18 protein-coding genes and 1 pseudogene are annotated in these 17,768 nt (G+C 42.8%); 8 read left to right on the forward strand and 11 right to left on the reverse strand.

Translation table 11 applies throughout. From position 1 onward, the window contains the following. Positions 1-256 precede the first annotated feature (256 nt). Positions 257-1,087, forward strand: coding sequence for an ion transporter (locus tag I6E83_RS09310; protein WP_110923789.1), 831 nt, complete (start codon positions 257-259; stop codon positions 1,085-1,087). 43 nt (positions 1,088-1,130) lie between these two features. Here I6E83_RS09310 and I6E83_RS09315 read toward each other — a convergent pair whose 3' ends face one another. After that, a complete protein-coding gene (locus I6E83_RS09315) occupies positions 1,131-2,432 on the reverse strand; it encodes an ABC1 kinase family protein (protein WP_197101369.1) in 1,302 nt (433 codons plus the stop codon). A gap of 337 nt (positions 2,433-2,769) precedes the next feature. Continuing rightward, positions 2,770-3,306: a type II 3-dehydroquinate dehydratase gene (aroQ, locus tag I6E83_RS09320; RefSeq protein ID WP_197101370.1), complete on the reverse strand. Its 537-nt coding sequence runs from the start codon at positions 3,304-3,306 to the stop codon at positions 2,770-2,772. Between the two features lie 464 nt (positions 3,307-3,770). On the opposite strand from aroQ, the gene I6E83_RS09325 reads away from it, so the two are divergent. Beyond that, positions 3,771-3,986 carry a cold-shock protein gene (locus I6E83_RS09325; RefSeq protein WP_110923792.1) on the forward strand — a complete coding sequence of 72 codons (216 nt, stop codon included), beginning with the start codon at positions 3,771-3,773 and terminating at the stop codon, positions 3,984-3,986. 280 nt (positions 3,987-4,266) lie between these two features. Then, complete coding sequence (locus tag I6E83_RS09330) at positions 4,267-5,421, forward strand: DEAD/DEAH box helicase (RefSeq protein ID WP_197101371.1); 1,155 nt, start codon at positions 4,267-4,269, stop codon at positions 5,419-5,421. A gap of 360 nt (positions 5,422-5,781) precedes the next feature. Here I6E83_RS09330 and I6E83_RS09335 read toward each other — a convergent pair whose 3' ends face one another. The 8 genes and pseudogenes from I6E83_RS09335 to ilvA all read right to left on the reverse strand — a co-directional run bounded on the left by I6E83_RS09335 (position 5,782) and on the right by ilvA (position 12,643). After that, positions 5,782-6,684 carry a sulfite exporter TauE/SafE family protein gene (locus I6E83_RS09335; RefSeq protein WP_110923794.1) on the reverse strand — a complete coding sequence of 301 codons (903 nt, stop codon included), beginning with the start codon at positions 6,682-6,684 and terminating at the stop codon, positions 5,782-5,784. Between the two features lie 207 nt (positions 6,685-6,891). After that, entirely contained in the window at positions 6,892-7,158 is a 267-nt protein-coding gene (ccoS, locus tag I6E83_RS09340) for a cbb3-type cytochrome oxidase assembly protein CcoS (protein WP_110923795.1), read from the reverse strand. Positions 7,159-7,297: 139 nt separating this feature from the next. After that, a complete protein-coding gene (locus I6E83_RS09345) occupies positions 7,298-8,086 on the reverse strand; it encodes a YdcF family protein (protein WP_110923796.1) in 789 nt (262 codons plus the stop codon). After that, on the reverse strand, positions 8,076-9,224 hold the full coding sequence (murB, locus tag I6E83_RS09350; protein ID WP_197101377.1) for a UDP-N-acetylmuramate dehydrogenase: 1,149 nt from the start codon (positions 9,222-9,224) through the stop codon (positions 8,076-8,078). The genes I6E83_RS09345 and murB overlap by 11 nt, the downstream gene beginning before the upstream one ends. A gap of 93 nt (positions 9,225-9,317) precedes the next feature. Further along, entirely contained in the window at positions 9,318-9,815 is a 498-nt protein-coding gene (locus I6E83_RS09355) for a low molecular weight protein-tyrosine-phosphatase (protein WP_110923858.1), read from the reverse strand. Positions 9,816-10,023: 208 nt separating this feature from the next. Continuing rightward, entirely contained in the window at positions 10,024-10,446 is a 423-nt protein-coding gene (locus tag I6E83_RS09360) for an RNA-binding S4 domain-containing protein (protein WP_110923797.1), read from the reverse strand. A 141-nt stretch (positions 10,447-10,587) separates the two neighbouring features. Further along, positions 10,588-10,734, reverse strand: a pseudogene (locus I6E83_RS09365) (excalibur calcium-binding domain-containing protein); the annotation flags it as partial. 355 nt (positions 10,735-11,089) lie between these two features. Then, positions 11,090-12,643, reverse strand: coding sequence for a threonine ammonia-lyase, biosynthetic (gene ilvA, locus I6E83_RS09370; protein ID WP_197101379.1), 1,554 nt, complete (start codon positions 12,641-12,643; stop codon positions 11,090-11,092). Positions 12,644-12,837: 194 nt separating this feature from the next. On the opposite strand from ilvA, the gene I6E83_RS09375 reads away from it, so the two are divergent. From I6E83_RS09375 to rpiA, 5 genes are all read left to right on the forward strand, one after another. Beyond that, the gene (locus tag I6E83_RS09375) at positions 12,838-13,200 is read left to right on the forward strand and encodes an ArsR/SmtB family transcription factor (RefSeq protein ID WP_197101381.1); all 363 of its coding nucleotides are present in this window, start codon (positions 12,838-12,840) and stop codon (positions 13,198-13,200) included. A 165-nt stretch (positions 13,201-13,365) separates the two neighbouring features. After that, positions 13,366-13,773: an arsenate reductase (glutaredoxin) gene (arsC, locus tag I6E83_RS09380; RefSeq protein ID WP_197101382.1), complete on the forward strand. Its 408-nt coding sequence runs from the start codon at positions 13,366-13,368 to the stop codon at positions 13,771-13,773. After that, positions 13,760-14,506 carry an arsenical resistance protein ArsH gene (gene arsH, locus I6E83_RS09385; RefSeq protein ID WP_227680891.1) on the forward strand — a complete coding sequence of 249 codons (747 nt, stop codon included), beginning with the start codon at positions 13,760-13,762 and terminating at the stop codon, positions 14,504-14,506. The genes arsC and arsH overlap by 14 nt, the downstream gene beginning before the upstream one ends. A 67-nt stretch (positions 14,507-14,573) precedes the next feature. Next, positions 14,574-15,884, forward strand: coding sequence for an arsenic transporter (locus I6E83_RS09390; protein ID WP_197101383.1), 1,311 nt, complete (start codon positions 14,574-14,576; stop codon positions 15,882-15,884). A gap of 123 nt (positions 15,885-16,007) precedes the next feature. Continuing rightward, positions 16,008-16,667, forward strand: a complete 660-nt coding sequence (gene rpiA, locus I6E83_RS09395; RefSeq protein ID WP_197101384.1) for a ribose-5-phosphate isomerase RpiA — start codon at positions 16,008-16,010, stop codon at positions 16,665-16,667. 144 nt (positions 16,668-16,811) lie between these two features. Here the strand turns inward: rpiA and argF are convergent, their stop codons facing one another. After that, positions 16,812-17,729, reverse strand: a complete 918-nt coding sequence (argF, locus tag I6E83_RS09400) for an ornithine carbamoyltransferase (protein WP_197101385.1) — start codon at positions 17,727-17,729, stop codon at positions 16,812-16,814. Positions 17,730-17,768: the final 39 nt, after the last annotated feature.

Raw genomic sequence — 17,768 nt, forward strand, 5'->3', positions numbered from 1 at the left:
TTCATACTAAGTCATGTGTCTTATCAGATAGATACTCTATCTCTTTTACGTAATAGAGCTACTGACACGTTAACGATTTGTATGTTGTTGAGAGTGCTTTTTTGCTACACTGTGGCAACTTATAGATTGTATTCACTGTGATAAGTGAGCAATATTATAAACCAGTTTTGTGTATTTTGACTAACTTGGCCTTATCCATCACATTTTAAGTCATTGGATGCTATCAAGCCATTGATTTTATGAAGTTACTGACTCTATGAAGCAACTCACTGCCGAAGCCATTACACACTTGCGTAACCGTATCCATGTCATTATTGAAGGCACGGACACTCGTTTAGGCAAGCTTTTTGATATTGTATTATTGATTGCAATCTTGGCCAGTGTGGCTGTGGTGATGCTTGATAGCGTGTTATATATGCGCCTGCAGTATGGCACCATATTCTTTTACGCAGAATGGTTTTTTACCATTTTATTTACGATGGAATATGCCTTACGATTATTTTCCGCCCCCAATCGCTTGCGTTACGTTTTTAGTTTCTTTGGGGTTGTGGATTTATTGTCCGTATTACCAAGTTACTTAAGCCTGATGTTCGTAGGTGTGCAGTATCTACTCGTCATACGTGTTTTGCGCATTTTGCGTATCTTTCGCGTACTCAAGCTCAAAGCTTATATGCAACAAGCGGGTTTTTTGGCCTCGGCGCTCAAGACCAGTCAACAAAAAATCACGGTATTCTTCTTATCTCTCGTACTACTAGTCACGATTTTTGGTTCGATTATTTACGTAGTAGAAGGGCCAGAGAACGGTTTTACCAGTATTCCATTGTCTATCTATTGGGCGGTCGTTACGATGACTACAGTTGGTTATGGTGATATGTCACCCAAGACCCCGCTTGGTCAAGCGATTGCGAGTATGGTCATGATTACGGGTTATTCTATCATTGCCGTACCCACAGGTATTTTCACTTCTGAGCTAGCACGTAATATGCGTCCTCAACTAAATCCTGTTACTTGTCCCAACTGTGGTAAGTTTGGTCATGCCATCGCAGCAGAGTTTTGTGATCGCTGTGGACATGCGCTGCATGTTTAGTATGGCCTAGCTGCTTTGAAATGAGTTTTCACGTCGTGTCATGCTATATATCGATGTACTCACTGATAAGTGGTGATAAGTCAATATCTACACCCAGATTGACCAAATTCCAATATTGCCCTGACACGGTTCGGTCGAGCATCATGGTCGTTGCAGAAGGCTGAAATTGACCAAAATACTTCAAAGATGTCCGCATTTGTGCAATGGCTTCGTGGTGTATTTGACTGCTACCAAAATCGAAAGTGCCTGTTTGATAAGGTTCAATAGAGAAGGGCTTTAAGCCAATGGATAGCCATTTTTCATAGAATTCACCAGGGATGTTTTTATCATCATCACGGCGAATATCTAACGCCACCAAATCTTGCTCAAGGGCAGTTACATCACTTTTGATCGCATGTTTGGCGAAACGTCGGAACAGTTGAACCTCGTTGTCACTATAACTGCGAATACCGCCGAAATCATAAGCCACGACGCTACCATCTTTGCGAAAGGCAAAGTTGCCAGGATGGGGGTCACAGTGCATACGATACAGTCCAAATAGCTGCCCTGCAGTAAAATGAAACAGGCGTTTGGCTATTTCTTGTTTGATGTCATTATCCCAACTCGCTGCGACGGTGAGAGTTTCTCCCATCTCTTCAGTCAGTGTCAAAATCCGTTTAGAAGAGTGGCTACTAATAACTTTCGGAATAATAAGACCTTCGTCCTCTGCATGAAATGCACCAAATACGCGTAAGTTATGCGCTTCTTTAATATAGTCCAACTCATCATGCAAACTTTGGCGAATCTCATGAAACAACTGCTCTTGTAATTGCTTGCTCATATTGAGCACACCAGCAATTTTCAAAGCCATGCGTACTTGTTTAAGATCACTATCACAGTTTTCATCCACATCGGGATATTGAACTTTGACGACGACTCTTTGACCAGAGGGCAATACTGCCTTGTGCACTTGTCCAATAGAGGCAGCGGCAAATGGTGTCTCTTCGAATTCGTTGAATAATTCTCCCACAGGCGCTTTGAGCTCACGTTCTATTTGTGCCTGTATCTGTGCATATGGCATGGGTGGCGCATCTTTTTGCAGCTTTTCTAAAGCTGTGGCAACCTCAGGTGGAAACACATCTTTATATTGTGACGCGATTTGCCCCACTTTCATGACGGCGCCTTTCATTTCACCAAGCGTCTCAGCTATCTGAATCCCCACATCATGCATGAGCTCCGAGCGTGCTTGCAGACGTTTCTCTTCATCGCTTGATAGGTGCTTAAATGAGTTTTTAGCTGCTTTTCCGGCAATACTTGCAGTCATGCCAGCGAGTTTCATAAAGCGCTTTCCAGACGATTTTGCCATTCATATCACCGTATATTGGGTTGTTTATTCAGCCATAATGCTAGGGCGTGTCCTCAATTCAATCGATAGTCATCTAAATGGGTTGAAAATGGCTAAATCTTGCCAAACGGCGTCAAATAGCTGACTAATATCTCGATATTATCTGCGCTATTTTCCTTGTTTGACTGCAATTTATCTCATTTTTATCACCATTTCTAAAATGAGGACACGCCCTAGTATTTTAATCAAACTATTTTAAATTGAATCAACTATATTACCGTTTAACTGAGCTATCTTTAGTACATATAAGCAATCATTGCTAGCACTTAAAACCATCACTTCAAAAAACCGATAAATGTTAGTCGGTAAGGTTGATAGAGTAGAGGTTGTTGAGCCAATAATCTAGTGCCATTTGATATCCTATCTGTCCCAAACCACAAATCACACCGACTGCGACATCGCTCAAATAAGAATGATGGCGAAAAGACTCACGTGCATGAACGTTAGATAAGTGTACTTCTATAAATGGCTTTTGTGTGGCTAGCAATGCGTCACGTAGAGCAACTGAAGTATGCGTAAATGCAGCAGGGTTAATGATAATAGCATCTACTTGTGCTGTTGCATCTGCTAACAGTCCATGATGTTGGATGTCATCTACTAGCTGGCCTTCATGGTTTGATTGTATGCAAAGCAATTCGATATCATACTGAGCAGCACGCGCAATCAAACGTTTTTCGATATCAGCAAGCGTCGCATGACCATAAATATCAGGTTCACGCTTACCCAATAAATTTAGATTGACCCCGTTAACCAGCAGCAGCTTATGAGTGAGTGTATTGCTGTTGCTCTGACTAGAAGGCTTTGATGCTGCGGTAGATTGTGAAGAGGTCGTCATACTGGTCTCTATAGCGATTAGGTAAGGTTAGTGGTTTATCCTTTATTGTAAGGCATAAGGGTCGTAGAAAAAGCGAATTATGTCACCCAATGGTACTTATTTGTTTATGATAGCAGCTTGCTAGTAGTGGTTATAAAAAAATTACATGAAAAATCAACCTGAAAGTAAAAAAGCATGCTAAAAGTCTTTATGTTGCTAAAAACCCGTGCTATGATATTTTTTATGCAATAATTATTGCAAGTTTGTTGCTATAGCTAAAATAAGGCTAATATGAAAGCCACTTATCGTCTCTATAAGCGTAAAGAATGTCTATAGAGATAATTGTCTATTGTAAAAGCTATATGTTAGTAATAGTGGTTAGTGTAGGACTCTTAAGTTTTTTGATTTCATAATTTTAGATCCCGTTTGTATGCAATGTTGCAAAGGAATTTGGGGCTAAGCGGACTTTTTTAGGAAGTAATATTATGTCAGCTCGTGAGCAAGGTACTGTTAAGTGGTTTAATGACTCAAAAGGTTTTGGTTTCATTCAACGTGATAGCGGAGAAGATATTTTTGTCCATTTCCGCGCGATTCAAGGTGATGGCTATCGCTCTTTAACAGATGGCGCAAAGGTTGAATTCAGTGTAGTAGAAGGCGAAAAAGGCCTTCAAGCTGAAGAAGTCAGAAAAGTAGACGAGTAATCTATCCGGTCATTAGAGCGGTTTAGCTATAATGTCTGTACAAACTACTGATATACTACTGAGTCAAGCCCGTCTTATCTTACCTATGTTGAGTGAATCTCCGCATATTAGGTCAGAGTAAGTATCGGGCTTGGCTTTTTTATGTCTGCATGACTATCCGCTATCTATAGATTTGATGTGGCAATGATTATTGGTGACGCTATATAGTATTATAACGTTTGATAATGCGTTTGCTTACGATGGACAACATACAAGTGATTAATACAAAAAGGATATTTTTTTGAGTAATTTTACGACATTTACTGATTTGCCGCTTTCAGCACCGACATTACGTGCTGTCAGTGATTTAGGGTTTACTGCATTGACGCCTATCCAAGCACAAATACTACCACATACGTTGGCAAATCAAGACGCTATTGGACAGGCTCAAACAGGTACTGGTAAGACGGCAACTTTCCTATTAACGATCATGGAGGCATTGCTTAAGCGTCCTTTTGCCAATGATGAAGAGCGCTATCTAGGTGAGCCGCGTGCAGTTGTAATGGCACCCACCCGTGAGCTTGCCCAGCAAATATTTGATGATTGTATCGCGTTGACTAAATATACGGCGCTACATAGCGTGTGTATCATGGGTGGTACTAATTATGAAACCCAGCAGCATGAGCTTGAGCGTCAATATGTTGATATTTTGGTTGCGACGCCTGGACGTTTGATTGACCTTGCGAATAAAGGCATGGTCTACTTAGATCGCGTTGAAGTATTGGTGTTGGATGAAGCAGATCGCATGTTAGATATGGGGTTTATTCCTGATATCAAGCGTCTGGTAGGCCGGATGCCAGCCAATACAGACCGTCAGAGCTTATTATTCTCTGCCACTTTTAACCAAGATGTTATGAATTTGGCTTATCGCTGGTTACATGAGCCGCAGTTTGTTGAAATTGAGCCTGAGCACAAAACCAGTGAGTTGGTCGATCAGCACTTTTACTTATTGACAGAAGATCAGAAATTAGAAGCCTTACAGCGTATTATTAGTGATCCTGCAGTGGACAAAGTCATTGTATTTGCCAACCGTAAAGACCAAGTCAAGCGCCTATATCATAAGTTGCGTGCAGACCACAAAATTGTGATGCTGTCAGGTGATGTTATTCAGCAAAAACGTGAAAAATACCTACAGCGCTTTAAAGATGGCCATGCTTCTATCTTGGTAGCAACAGATGTCGCCGGGCGCGGTATCCATGTCGATGATATCAGTCATGTGGTTAACTATACCTTGCCTGATCAGCCAGACGATTACGTGCACCGTATTGGTCGTACGGGGCGTGCTGGACAAACAGGTATCAGCATTAGCTTCGTGAGTGAGGATGACGCGTTTAATGTACCCGCCTTAGAAAAGCATTTGGATACTAAGTTTTCGCTTGAGCAATGGCAAGAGTAGTACTTTTAAAGCTGCTAGTTTTTCTATGTAGTCAATCCCCTATAAAAGAGTGACAGCGTTAACCTTGCTGGAAGTATTACATATACATCTGCACTCGGTTGCCTTGACTCTCTTTTAAACTGAATTGACTATAGTGTGCAGCGAATAAAATGATAAAAGCCCTTAACATTCATATTGATGTTAAGGGCTTTTTCATACGGCAAGCTTTGATAGCACGCAATGTTATATTTTAATAATATAGTCAAAGAACTCTAAAATGGGTACAAGGCAGCAGACTGCAGATTGTACAAGTATTACATCTAAGGAGGATAACGCCGTAGCGGTTTAGTAGTTCACTGACTATATCTGTGGTCGACGACTCTATTGAGCGTGTTCCATCGTTTCAGAGTGCTCATTATGATTCATGTCCATCGACGCATCACTCATATCATGCATACTATGATCCATGCCTTGGTGAGATGTATTATCATCAGCTGGCATCATATGATGACTGCTGTGATCCATGTCTGCATCCATAGGCATGTCCATCATTTCTGAATCACTCATTTGCATATGATCGCCATGCATATTAGACATATCATGCCCACCATGCATACTTGACATGACCATCGGCACGACCGCAACGGCTAAACCTGATATGACCATAACAGCGCCATTTAGCTGTCTTAAGCGAAAGCGTCCAATTTTGTCACGTAACCAGCCAACCGTTTCGTGAGTGGCGACCAACATCGGTATTGTCCCTAAGCCAAAGACAAACATGAGTGCCGCACCATTCAATGGATTATGAGCAACTACGGCGATGAGTAAGGCACCATACACCAATCCACAAGGTAAGAAACCCCAAAGTAAGCCAGCAGTTAGTGCACGTGGAAACGTGTTGAGCGGAAATACTTTTTGACGAAGTGGGCTTAAATACTGCCAAAACCGCATACCAAAACGTTCAAGTTTGTTTAAAAATGGTGCGCCAAGCATAGTGACCCCAACAAACACCAATACTAAGCCTAATAAAATACGTGGCATACTATTGCCCATCATTAATGGCGCTAGTACGGTGGTTCCAATCAATCCTGCTATCAAACCTAATAATGCATAACTGCTCAAACGGCCTAGATGGTAAGTGGCGACAAGAGCGCGGCGTTTAGCAGGACTGGCATCTTTCATCGATAGGCCAAACGCTGTCACAAGACCACCACACATACCCAAACAATGTGGTGAACCAAAAAATCCCATTAGTAATGCCGCAACGAGTAAAGCTGTGGTCATGGGGTGATTCTCCTAAAAACAGTGAAAGATTGAATCTACTTAAATAGATGGTATTGGACGAAACATAATCGTGAGTCACGTATAGTCAAGATATGGTCAATTCTATATTGATTAGACAAGGTGCTAGGCTTGTTCAGTCTATTATGTGTAACACTTGAATTTGTCTTACTTGCCTCTTGATGATCTCGAACCAACTATCTCTCGAAGCTATATTTTTGGATTGCTATCAATATTAGAAGGGTTGACGGACTCTGTGTCAGCAAGGTTTGTTTGATCATTTGCTTGCTTAGTAGATGTAGCATTCTCATGAGCTTGCATGGTTTGTCTGCGCTCTTGACGATCATCTAGTATAATGCGCTGTGATGCATTGTCTAAGTCTTCAAATTGGTTTGATTTTACCGCATAACGTACTGCCCAAATGGCAACCACAAATAACATGAGACTTAACGGAATTAATAAAAATATACTGAGCATGGAGAGTCTCTTAGATAGCAATTTCTGGTGGCATTATACACCTATTATAAATGTGGTGATTGCTTGTGAACATAAAAGTGAAATAGCTGCTAATTCTGCTCATCATTAAATAAAATCTAGCTCAAATATAAATCCAGTTCTATTCTGTAGGTGACTTTGCTGCATTGCCTCTAGGCGTTAATAGCTGCTGTGATGTCACGTCTTTAGCATGACGACAATCCATCTGCGGACGTATTACATCACGTAAATAAGCGGCGACTTCATAAACGGCGCGCCGTGAATGAGTGAGATTCTGTGCAGGTTTTTCCCAGTCTCGACCAACTGGTAGAGGAGCGCTGAGAGGTGTGGTATTGATACCATTTAGCGCAAACTGTCTACGGGCGCGTGCCATATGGTAGCTATCAGTGATGAGGTAGACGTGACGTAGTGGAATACGCTTTGCGGTAAAGCGTGCATTTTCGCAAGTATTCATACTGGCGTTTTCGCTTATCAGTCCATCAATATCATGCTCGATGAGCCATTGACCAAGCCAAGGCGCTTCAGCACCACTGAGTACAATAGGTAAGGGTAGGTCGTGATAAGCGCCCGCAGCAGTACGAGCACGATTGAGACTATAGCTGTTTAGAATGATTTGATTGTTCTGGTCGTTGGTCAGTCCGCCGCCTAATACTACATAGGCTGTCGGTGGAGAGCTCGCCGCTCCAGAAGGTATCTTTGGCAAGGGAAGTAGCGTAAATAGATAAACAATCGATTGCGAGAATAAAGGTGTGAATAAACTAATGAGGACTAAAATAACAGTTGTGGAGCCAAGCAAAAAGGTAATGTTAATGATACGAAACAGCGTTATCATACGTTCAGCTGAACGTAAGTAATAATGCCATAATCGTTTAGATAACAGCCGCTTAGACCGTGATTTTTTAGGCCACATGCTCATCATGCCCAATAGAGCTGTCAGTATTTACCCAAACTGGCTCACGCGACAACTGAATCGCAAATTTCTCATAGATCGTATCAGTGATATAACGCTGTGCTATCGCGACATCTTCTTGAGTTGCTTGATAAGGAGCATGGTTAGTGAGTACCAGTGCTTGCTGCTGATGGGTGACAATGGGTTCAATACCACCACCTTTTAACCCTGCCTGTTCGATGAGCCAACCGGCTGCAACTTTTATTTTATCATCAGGCATTGGATAACCAACGATAGCTGGATAAGTGGCTTGTAACGCAATGAATTGCTCTTGGGGAATAATCGGATTTTGAAAAAAACTACCGCAATTGGGTAGCTGCTTGGGGTCTGGTAGTTTTTGTTGACGAATATCTATAATAGCGTGCATCACATCAGCAGGGGTAGCCTTGTTTCGGTTTTGCTGTTCAGCATAACGTTGTGCTACTGTCTGTACATCACCGTAACTGGCTAACACTTTGCTTATATTTGTATGTAATCTGAACCCCACACGACTGATTAGCCATGTATTGGGAGTACGTTTAAAGATGCTGTCGCGATAGCCAAACTCACAGTCTGCTATTGATAGTTGATGCCATGTCTGGGTAGGGATGTGGTAAGCACGGACATACTGTAAGTGGTCTTCTAACTGGACACCATAAGCCCCAATGTTTTGTATCGGTGCAGCGCCAGTGAGACCAGGTATCAGCGCAAGATTTTCTAATCCATACCAACCTTGACTGACCGTATGGACAACCAAATCATGCCAGTTTTCGCCTGCCATCACTTCAATATCGACGTAACGATCCGTCTGGGCGGTCAAGCTTATGCCGCGCATTTTCGGCTGTAACACGATTGCATTTAGTTGTGTTGGCAGTAATACGTTGCTACCACCAGACAGCACAAACAATGGCTTTTGTTGCTCTGTGTTTTTTGCATAGTCTGCCATAAAGGTGTCAAGTTGAGCCTCATCTGTCAACGTCACAAAATAGTCAGCGATACAGGTCAGTGCCATAGTATTGCTGTGTGACAGATCAACGGACTCGCTAGGCAATAAGTTTGCTACTGAATCCGTTGTCGTGGCAAGTTGAGCACTAGAATTAAGGCATGAAGCTGAGGTCATAACGTAGCTCATATGGCAAATAGATAAAAAATTACATAGTAATCATTATAGAGGATGCGAGACGTAAAAGGCATGTAAATCTAGCTTTTATCGCTAGCAAGCTTTCCAGCTTTCAATCCAAGCTTGTGCGCTTGATTCTATACGCTCAATGACTTCTTCAAAGGCATCAGCATCACCTTTATAAGGGTCAGGTACATCATCACCGCCATACGTTGGGTCTTCTTCACTGAATAATGCCAGCTTGGCCATACTGTTTTCAGTATCTGCTAGATTGTTTTTGAGCGCTTGCAAGTCGGCTAAGTTCTGCGCATCCATTGCCAAAATCAAATCAAAATTGCGGAAGTCATCGTTATTTACTTGGCGTGCGATGAGTTTATTGATTTTATAACCATGCGCTTTGGCATGACGCTGTGCTCGCTCATCGGGTTTATGACCGATATGCCAATCCCCTGTGCCTGCAGAGTCCACTTTGATTGATAATCCAGCAATCGCTGCTTGCTGACGAAACACTTCTTCAGCAGTTGGTGAACGGCAAATATTTCCTAAACAAACCAATAATACAGACGATGGCGTACAGGTTTTCATCAGCATAATATGACCTTGTATAACAAAAAAAACATGCCATAAGAGACCAGCATTATTAGTGCGGCTTTTATCAGCATGCAATTGATTGATTGAATCGGCTGTCAGCGTAACGTTTAATGCCGTAAATGGCAAGAGTATAGGCTGAACAATATGGTCATATGACACAATATTGATGGCGATATTGTCTATAATTCAGTGTGGTACGGGCAGTATTTTAGTCTTGCTTGCTTTTAAAGCGCTGAATGTCACGACGCTCTTTTTTGTTTGGTTTGTTATCAGGGCGAGCAAGATTGGCAAGCTTGCGTTGCTCTGCATGATAGGCGCGGCGATTTTCGCTCTCGTCAGTTTCTGAATACAATACTTCAGCTGCGCTCGCATTACCGCGTTGAGTGGTTAGCGCTTCCACGATGACTGTTTTTTCAGTCATGGCAGTGGCTGAGCCTTGGCGGATGGTTAATTCATCTCCGACCGCAATCTCTTTGCTGGTTTTTACACGGCTACCAGCGTAGTGAACTCGTCCACCTTCGATGGCTTGTTTGGCAAGTGTACGTGTTCGATAAAAACGTGCTGCCCAAAGCCACTTATCAAGGCGAATTTTGGCTAAGCCTTGGGTTTTGCTATTTGTATTATTCTGCATAACAGCTACTCTATATGGATGTCTGTATTTATTTAAAATAAGCTAATCTTAATGAGATTAGGGCATACTTTATATTTGCAAATAAGTTTTTGTGATTGATGTGCTGGATAGGGAATATATTATATTTATAGTTTATAGAAATCAGTTACACCATTGTTGTTCACAAGGTATGCCATCATGATTGCCGTCCATTTTTGTATTAGGACAGTGTTGTGTAAAGTAAGTTGCCTCCTCGCACGAAGTCATCTGAGAGCAGTGTTGTCTACCATCACATGAAAAGCTTGACGTTGTTGGTTGTGAATTTATTGTCGGCTTTTAATTTGTGGATGACTCTGCTTCTGAACCTGTATCTATATAAGTAGGTTGTATTTCATCTGAATCAGCAGAGGTTAGCGCAGCACCTACTGGAGGTGTGTTGGATGAATCCGTGATAGAGCTACTCGGTGCTCTCTCAGGTTGAAAAAGTTTATAACCCACAACTACCAAAACCAGTAGTATTAGGATCATTAATATATTTTTCATCATTGCTTCACACTCATTAATAACTGTTAAAAACTAACTGTTGCTACCATCCGCTCGCTATTGTCAGCCTTTTAATGGATTAAAAAACTGACAGAGTAGAGAGTGATTGATACCTGCTTTATTATTTCAAAAACAATTGATAGCCGATATTGTCATTGAGCATCGTACAGTCGTAACCAATATCAAGCAGCGCGTCTTGTAGCTGGCGAGAGTTGCTCTCTGAGGCTTGTAGGCCTACCAGTACGCGACCTTCAGCGGCACCGTGATTGCGATAATGAAACAAGGTAATATTAAAATCGTCACCAAGCTTCTCTAAGAAAGTAAGCAATGCGCCTGGACGTTCTGGGAACACCACACTTAATAACTGCTCGTTTTCGACGTGCGCATGACCACCGATCAAGTGACGGATATGAGATTTAGCAATGTCATCATCGGTTAAATCATGGGCAGTGTAGCCATCAGCAGCCAATTGATTGCTGATAGTTTGACGCTCTTTATCCCCTTCTTTTAAGGCGATACCGACGAATATCGAGGCAGGCTCCATAGAGTCTGGTGATTTTTTGCTATCAGCACGGTAGTTAAATTCAGTGATATTACGTCCATGCAGGCTACGACAGAAGTTTAAGAAAGCGCCCGTTTGCTCAGGGATAGTCACGCCAAAGATGGCTTCTTTTTTCTCACCGATTTCGGTACGCTCAGCGATATAACGCAGACGGTCAAAATTCATATTGGCACCGCAGATAATACCGACACAGTTTTTGCCTTGCAGGTTATTGGCTGCGATATATTTTTTCATGCCTGCAACAGACAAGGCGCCAGCAGGCTCGACGATGCTACGGTTTTCTTCAAAGATATCTTTGACGGCGGCGCAGACTTCATCATTGGTGCAGGTAATCACATCAGATTCGACGATAGGGCCTGAATTATCACTTTTTTGTGTACGGACGACTTCAAAAGGCAGCTCGCCAATTTGAGCAACCGCCACACCATCGACGAATAAGCCAACTTGTTCTAACTTAACGCGCTCACCTGTTTCCAGTGCTGCCTTTAAACAAGCAGATTGTTCAGCCTCTACAGCGATAACTTTGACATGTGGAGCCACTGCGCCTAAAAAGGCCGCGACACCAGAGATGAGACCACCGCCGCCAACCGCAACGAAAACGTAGTCCATGTTGCGCCACTGCTGGGTCAGCTCCAGACCAATAGTGCCTTGTCCAGCAATAACCAATTCATCATCGTAAGGCGGGATAAAGGTTAAGCCTTCGGTCTCAGCACGATTGATTGCATAACGGTTGGCTTCATCGAAGCTGTCGCCATGCAAATCAACATTGCCACCCAGTGCTCTCACGGCATCTACTTTGATGTCAGGCGTGGTGGTCGGCATAACAATGATGTTGTTAAGATCAAGTTTGCGAGCAGAATAGGCCACGCCTTGTGCGTGATTGCCCGCCGATGCGCAAATGACACCGCGCGCTTTTTGCTCATCGTTCAATTGGCTAATACGGTTGTAGGCACCGCGCAATTTAAAGGACTTGACGGGTTGTAAATCTTCGCGTTTAAAACGAATGTCATTAGCAAAACGTTGGGTCAGCTTGGGTGCCGCTTCAAGTGGTGTTTGAATCGCAACGTCATAGACGGTGGCTTGTAAGATGGCTCGTACCCAGTTTGACAGCATAATGATCCCTAATACAGGTTGTATATGAATATAAAAACGAAATAGATTAGCCTATGCCGATTTTGATTATCTTGCAAGACCCTATTGCAGTTTTTGCAATGATTTCAAGTTTTGATGATAGATAAGGTCAGTTTTGTACAAATATTTTATTAAAAAATATTGAATAATTTTAATATGTCTATATTATTGGACATATGGAAATAAATAATGCTATCGCAAGCTTTGCTGCGCTCTCTCAAGAGACTCGTTTAAAAGCCTTTAGGTTGCTTGTTAGTCAAGAGCCTGAAGGACTGCCTGCGGGTGAAATTGCCCGTCAATTATCCGTACCACATAACACCATGTCAGCGCATCTATCAGTGCTGGCACGAGCAGGGTGGGTGGTTTCACAACGCCACAGCCGACAGATTATCTATCGTGCTTCGCTATCGCACATGGAAGCTGTCGTTCAGTTTCTATTGCAAGACTGCTGCGCGGGCCATCCAGAATTGTGTGCGTCCCTTATGGACAGTCTAAGTGGATGTGGGGTCGTTAATACTAATGACTCAAACAGCAAGTAAGATAACTCTTAAGACTATATTTGAGATAAAGCTTAAGACAGTATCTAATGCCATTATTGAGCGAATCTGTAAGACAAACATAACGTCAAAATCAATTTTATTGATTATATTCAAATAATATATTCAGAATTCAAACAACATATTCAGACAATAAGTGAAATCACTATGACATCATTAATTTTTCATAATCCCAAATGCGGAACCTCTCGTAATACCTTAGCCATTATGCATGCGTCAGGTGAGCATCCTGAAGTGGTCGAGTATCTCAAAACCCCACCAGCCCGTGAATACTTGGTAGAGCTATTGGCAAAAATGAATATCATGCCAAGAGAGCTATTACGAAGCAAAGAGTCTATTAACGATGAATTAGGATTAGATAATCCTGAATTATCTGATGATCAGATCATCGATGCGATGATTGCGCATCCTATTTTAATCAACCGTCCTATAGTGCTCACAAATAAAGGTGCTGCGTTATGCCGTCCGTCAGAGCGAGTGTTTGAGTTGCTAGAGCACCCAGTGAGTCGTTTTACGAAAGAAGATGGGGAAGTCATTCATCATGGCAAAGGATAAAATGGATTTGAACATGACTGGTTTTGATGATTTGCCTAATATTGCTGCAGACAGTATACAGCCTATCGATATTGAAGCGTTGATTGGCTCAAATGATCCACGTCATCCACCCAAGATATTGGTGCTATATGGCTCTTTGCGTGCCCGCTCATTTTCTAGGCTGGCAAGCGAGGAGGCAAGTCGATTATTGCGTTGGTATGGTTGTGAGGTTCGGAAATTTGACCCGACGGGCTTGCCACTGCCTGATGCTGCCGATGCAGATCATCCCAAAGTGCAAGAGCTACGAGAGCTGGCACAGTGGTCAGAGGGTATGCTCTGGGTAAGTCCAGAACGGCATGGCAGCATGACCAGTATCATGAAAGCACAAATCGATTGGATTCCACTATCATTGGGAGGCGTGCGTCCGACCCAAGGTAAAACATTGGCAGTGATGCAAGTGAGTGGCGGTAGTCAAAGCTTCAATACGGTCAATCAGCTACGTATCCTTGGTCGTTGGATGCGCATGATTACTATCCCCAATCAATCCTCTATTCCCAAGGCATTTTTGGAATTTAATGACGACGATCGTATGGATAAGTCACCTTTATATCTGCGTCTCGTTGATGTCTGTGAGGAGTTAGTGAAATTTACTTGGTTGACTCGTGGGCGCTCAGCCTATCTGACTGACCGCTACTCTGAACGGGTAGAAAGCACTGAAGAACTATCAAAACGCGTCAATCAAAAATCACTCTAATTTACTCTCTTATCATGTATTTTTTAATATGGCTTCTTATAATAATTGAGCGTAGACAGGTTACTCGATGATCGCATTGACTATATTTATCGTTACTTTAATTTTAGTGATTTGGCAACCTAAAGGACTGGGTATCGGCTGGAGTGCGATGGGTGGCGCATTGATCGCCTTAGCGTTTGGTGTGGTACAGCTCTCCGATATCGGGGTTGTGTGGGATATTGTTTGGGATGCAACTTTTACCTTTGTCGCACTCATTATTATCTCTCTTATCTTAGACAAAGCTGGATTCTTTGGTTGGGCGGCGCTGCACGTCGCTAGACTGGGCAATGGGCAAGGGCGTTTATTATTTCCTATGATTGTGATACTAGGCGCATTCATTTCAGCGTTCTTTGCCAACGACGGGGCAGCATTACTATTAACACCGATTGTCATCGCTATCTTGCTGCGTCTTAAGTTTTCACCGCCATCAGCTTTGGCTTTTATTATCGCGACAGGCTTTATTGCTGATACCGCGAGCTTACCGTTAGTGACGTCCAATCTTGTTAATATCGTCAGTGCCAATTACTTTGATATTGGCTTTGGACGTTATGCGGCGGTCATGGTGCCAGTCAACATCGTCTCTGTGTTAGCGACACTCGCCGTGTTATGGGTCGTCTATACGCGGCATATTCCCAAACACTACTCTATTACTGAGTTGAGTGCACCCGAGTCCGCGATTGAAGATCCGCTCGTTTTTAAGGCGGCTTTTCCGCTTTTAGCATTACTACTTGTTGCTTACTTTACGACGGAATCATTAGGCATTGCTATCTCGTTTGTGACAGGCGTCGCTGCGCTGGTGCTAATGGCAATTGCAGGTCGCTGGTGGCAAGGTGGACGCGGTGCAGTGGTTTCAGTATCCGATGTTTTACGAAAGGCTCCTTGGCAAATTGTATTGTTTTCAATTGGTATGTACTTGGTGGTTTATGGTTTGGGCAATGCAGGCTTAACTGCCTATGGTGCTCAGATTCTGAATTGGCTAGGGCAGCAGGGTGCGGTCATCGCAACATTAGGAACGGGATTCCTCTCTGCTATTGTAGCGTCTATCATGAACAATATGCCGTCTACCTTAGTAGGTGCATTGGCTATCGATAGTGCGCAAGTACCAGAGGCCACTCGTGAGCTCATGATTTATGCCAATGTGATTGGTAATGATTTGGGGCCGAAATTCACGCCTATCGGTAGTCTTGCAACTTTATTATGGCTCCATGTATTGGCAGAAAAAGACTATAAAATCAGTTGGGGACAGTACATGAAAATCGGGCTGATTATTACGCCGCCCGTATTATTGGTCACGCTATTGGCCTTAGTCTTGTGGTTGCCTTACCTGTCTACATTTTAAAGGTTGAGTAAATCTCTTGTGATTAGCGTGGTTATTACGCTGACATCGATCAAACTCATCGGGTATAATAGCGGCGCATTTTACCTCTTTTATAATGATACGTTTATTTTCCAAGGATTTATGATGAGTGATCAGCAAGCACAAAAGCAAGCCGCAGCCAAAGCTGCTCTAAACTATGTCGAAGATGGCATGATACTGGGCGTAGGCACAGGTAGTACAGTTAATTGCTTGATTGAATTATTGCCGACAGTAAAGCTTGCTGGCGCAGTTGCTAGCTCACAGGTCACTGAAGACAAACTTCGTGCCCTTGGTATTGAGATCGTTGATTTAAACTTTGCTGGTACGCTTGATATTTATATCGATGGTGCGGACGAAGTAAATGAGCATTTGCAGCTCATTAAAGGTGGTGGCGGCGCGCTTACTCGTGAAAAAATCGTGGCAGCAGCTTCTAATAAATTTATATGCATGGTTGATGAGAGTAAAAGTGTCGAGATACTTGGACGTGAGTTCCCAGTACCGATTGAAGTATTACCACAAGCACGCTCTTATGTTGCACGCCAATTGGTTAGTCTAGGCGGTGAGCCAGTTTACCGTGAAGATTTCGTGACCGATTATGGAAACGTGATTTTAGATACCTATGATTTGGATGTGAGCAATCCAATAGAGCTTGAGCAAACGCTAAATAATATCGTAGGTGTGGTATGCAATGGTATATTTGCTGCCAATCAAGCTGATGTATTGCTAAAAGCTGGTAGCAATGGGGTGACAACACTGACTCGTTAAAAATTTTTGCTCGTTACAAGACACTCATCCGTTAAAAACGCTATAGTAGCTTGTTATGTAGTAGCAATAAAAAGGCAGACCACAATCAATGTGGTCTGCCTTTTGTTTATTTACTCTTCGATAAATAACTTATAGCTATATTTTTTAGATTTTGATTTTGTCTTTTAACAAAAATTCCATTAATGCTTTTTGTGCATGCAAGCGGTTTTCTGCTTCATCCCATACCACTGAGCGTGGATCATCTAGCATATCATGAGAAATTTCCTCACCACGATGAGCAGGCAAGCAATGCATAAACACGACTTCGGGATCAGCTTTGTCTAGCAGTGATGGTGTTACCTGATAAGGTGCAAAACGACGGGCGCGGGTGTTTTGCTCTGACTCTTGTCCCATACTTGCCCATACATCGGTGACGATTAGGTTTGAGTCTTTTGCCGCATCTTGTACATTTTCGACGAGGCTGACGCAATGAGAGAAGCGTTCCATCAATTTAGGGTCTGGCTCAAAGCCATAAGGCGCTGCCACACGTAGCTCAAAACCAAACTGATTGGCCGCTTGCATAAATGATGAACACATATTATTGCCATCACCGACCCACGTCACGATTTTGTTTTCGATACTGCCGCGATGCTCATAATAGGTCTGCATATCAGCAAGCAACTGGCAAGGGTGGTACTCATCAGTTAGAGCGTTAATGATTGGAGCGCTTGAGTATTCAGCAAACGTCTCAACATTTTCGTGACCAAAGGTACGAATCATGATGATATCAACCATACTAGAGATCACACGAGCAGAGTCCTCTAGCGGCTCACCACGTCCAAGCTGCGTATCATTTGGCGACAAGAAGATAGCACTACCACCAAACTGGCCCATACCTGTTTCAAAAGAAATACGCGTGCGGGTTGAGGATTTTTCAAAAATCATACCCAGCGTACGACCAACAAAAGGCTGATATATCTCGCCAGCATGTTGCATCTTACGTAATTCGCTTGCGCGTTTGATAAGGGTTTCTAGTTCTTGTTTGGTTAAATCAGATAGGGTCAAAAAATGGCGCAAACTCATAGTAATCCTAGCAGTCGATCGCAGTCAGTGAAACGTTAT

Origin of the sequence: Psychrobacter sp. SZ93C1 (assembly GCF_015864635.1) — a bacterium.
GTDB classification, from domain to species: Bacteria; Pseudomonadota; Gammaproteobacteria; order Pseudomonadales; family Moraxellaceae; genus Psychrobacter; species Psychrobacter fozii.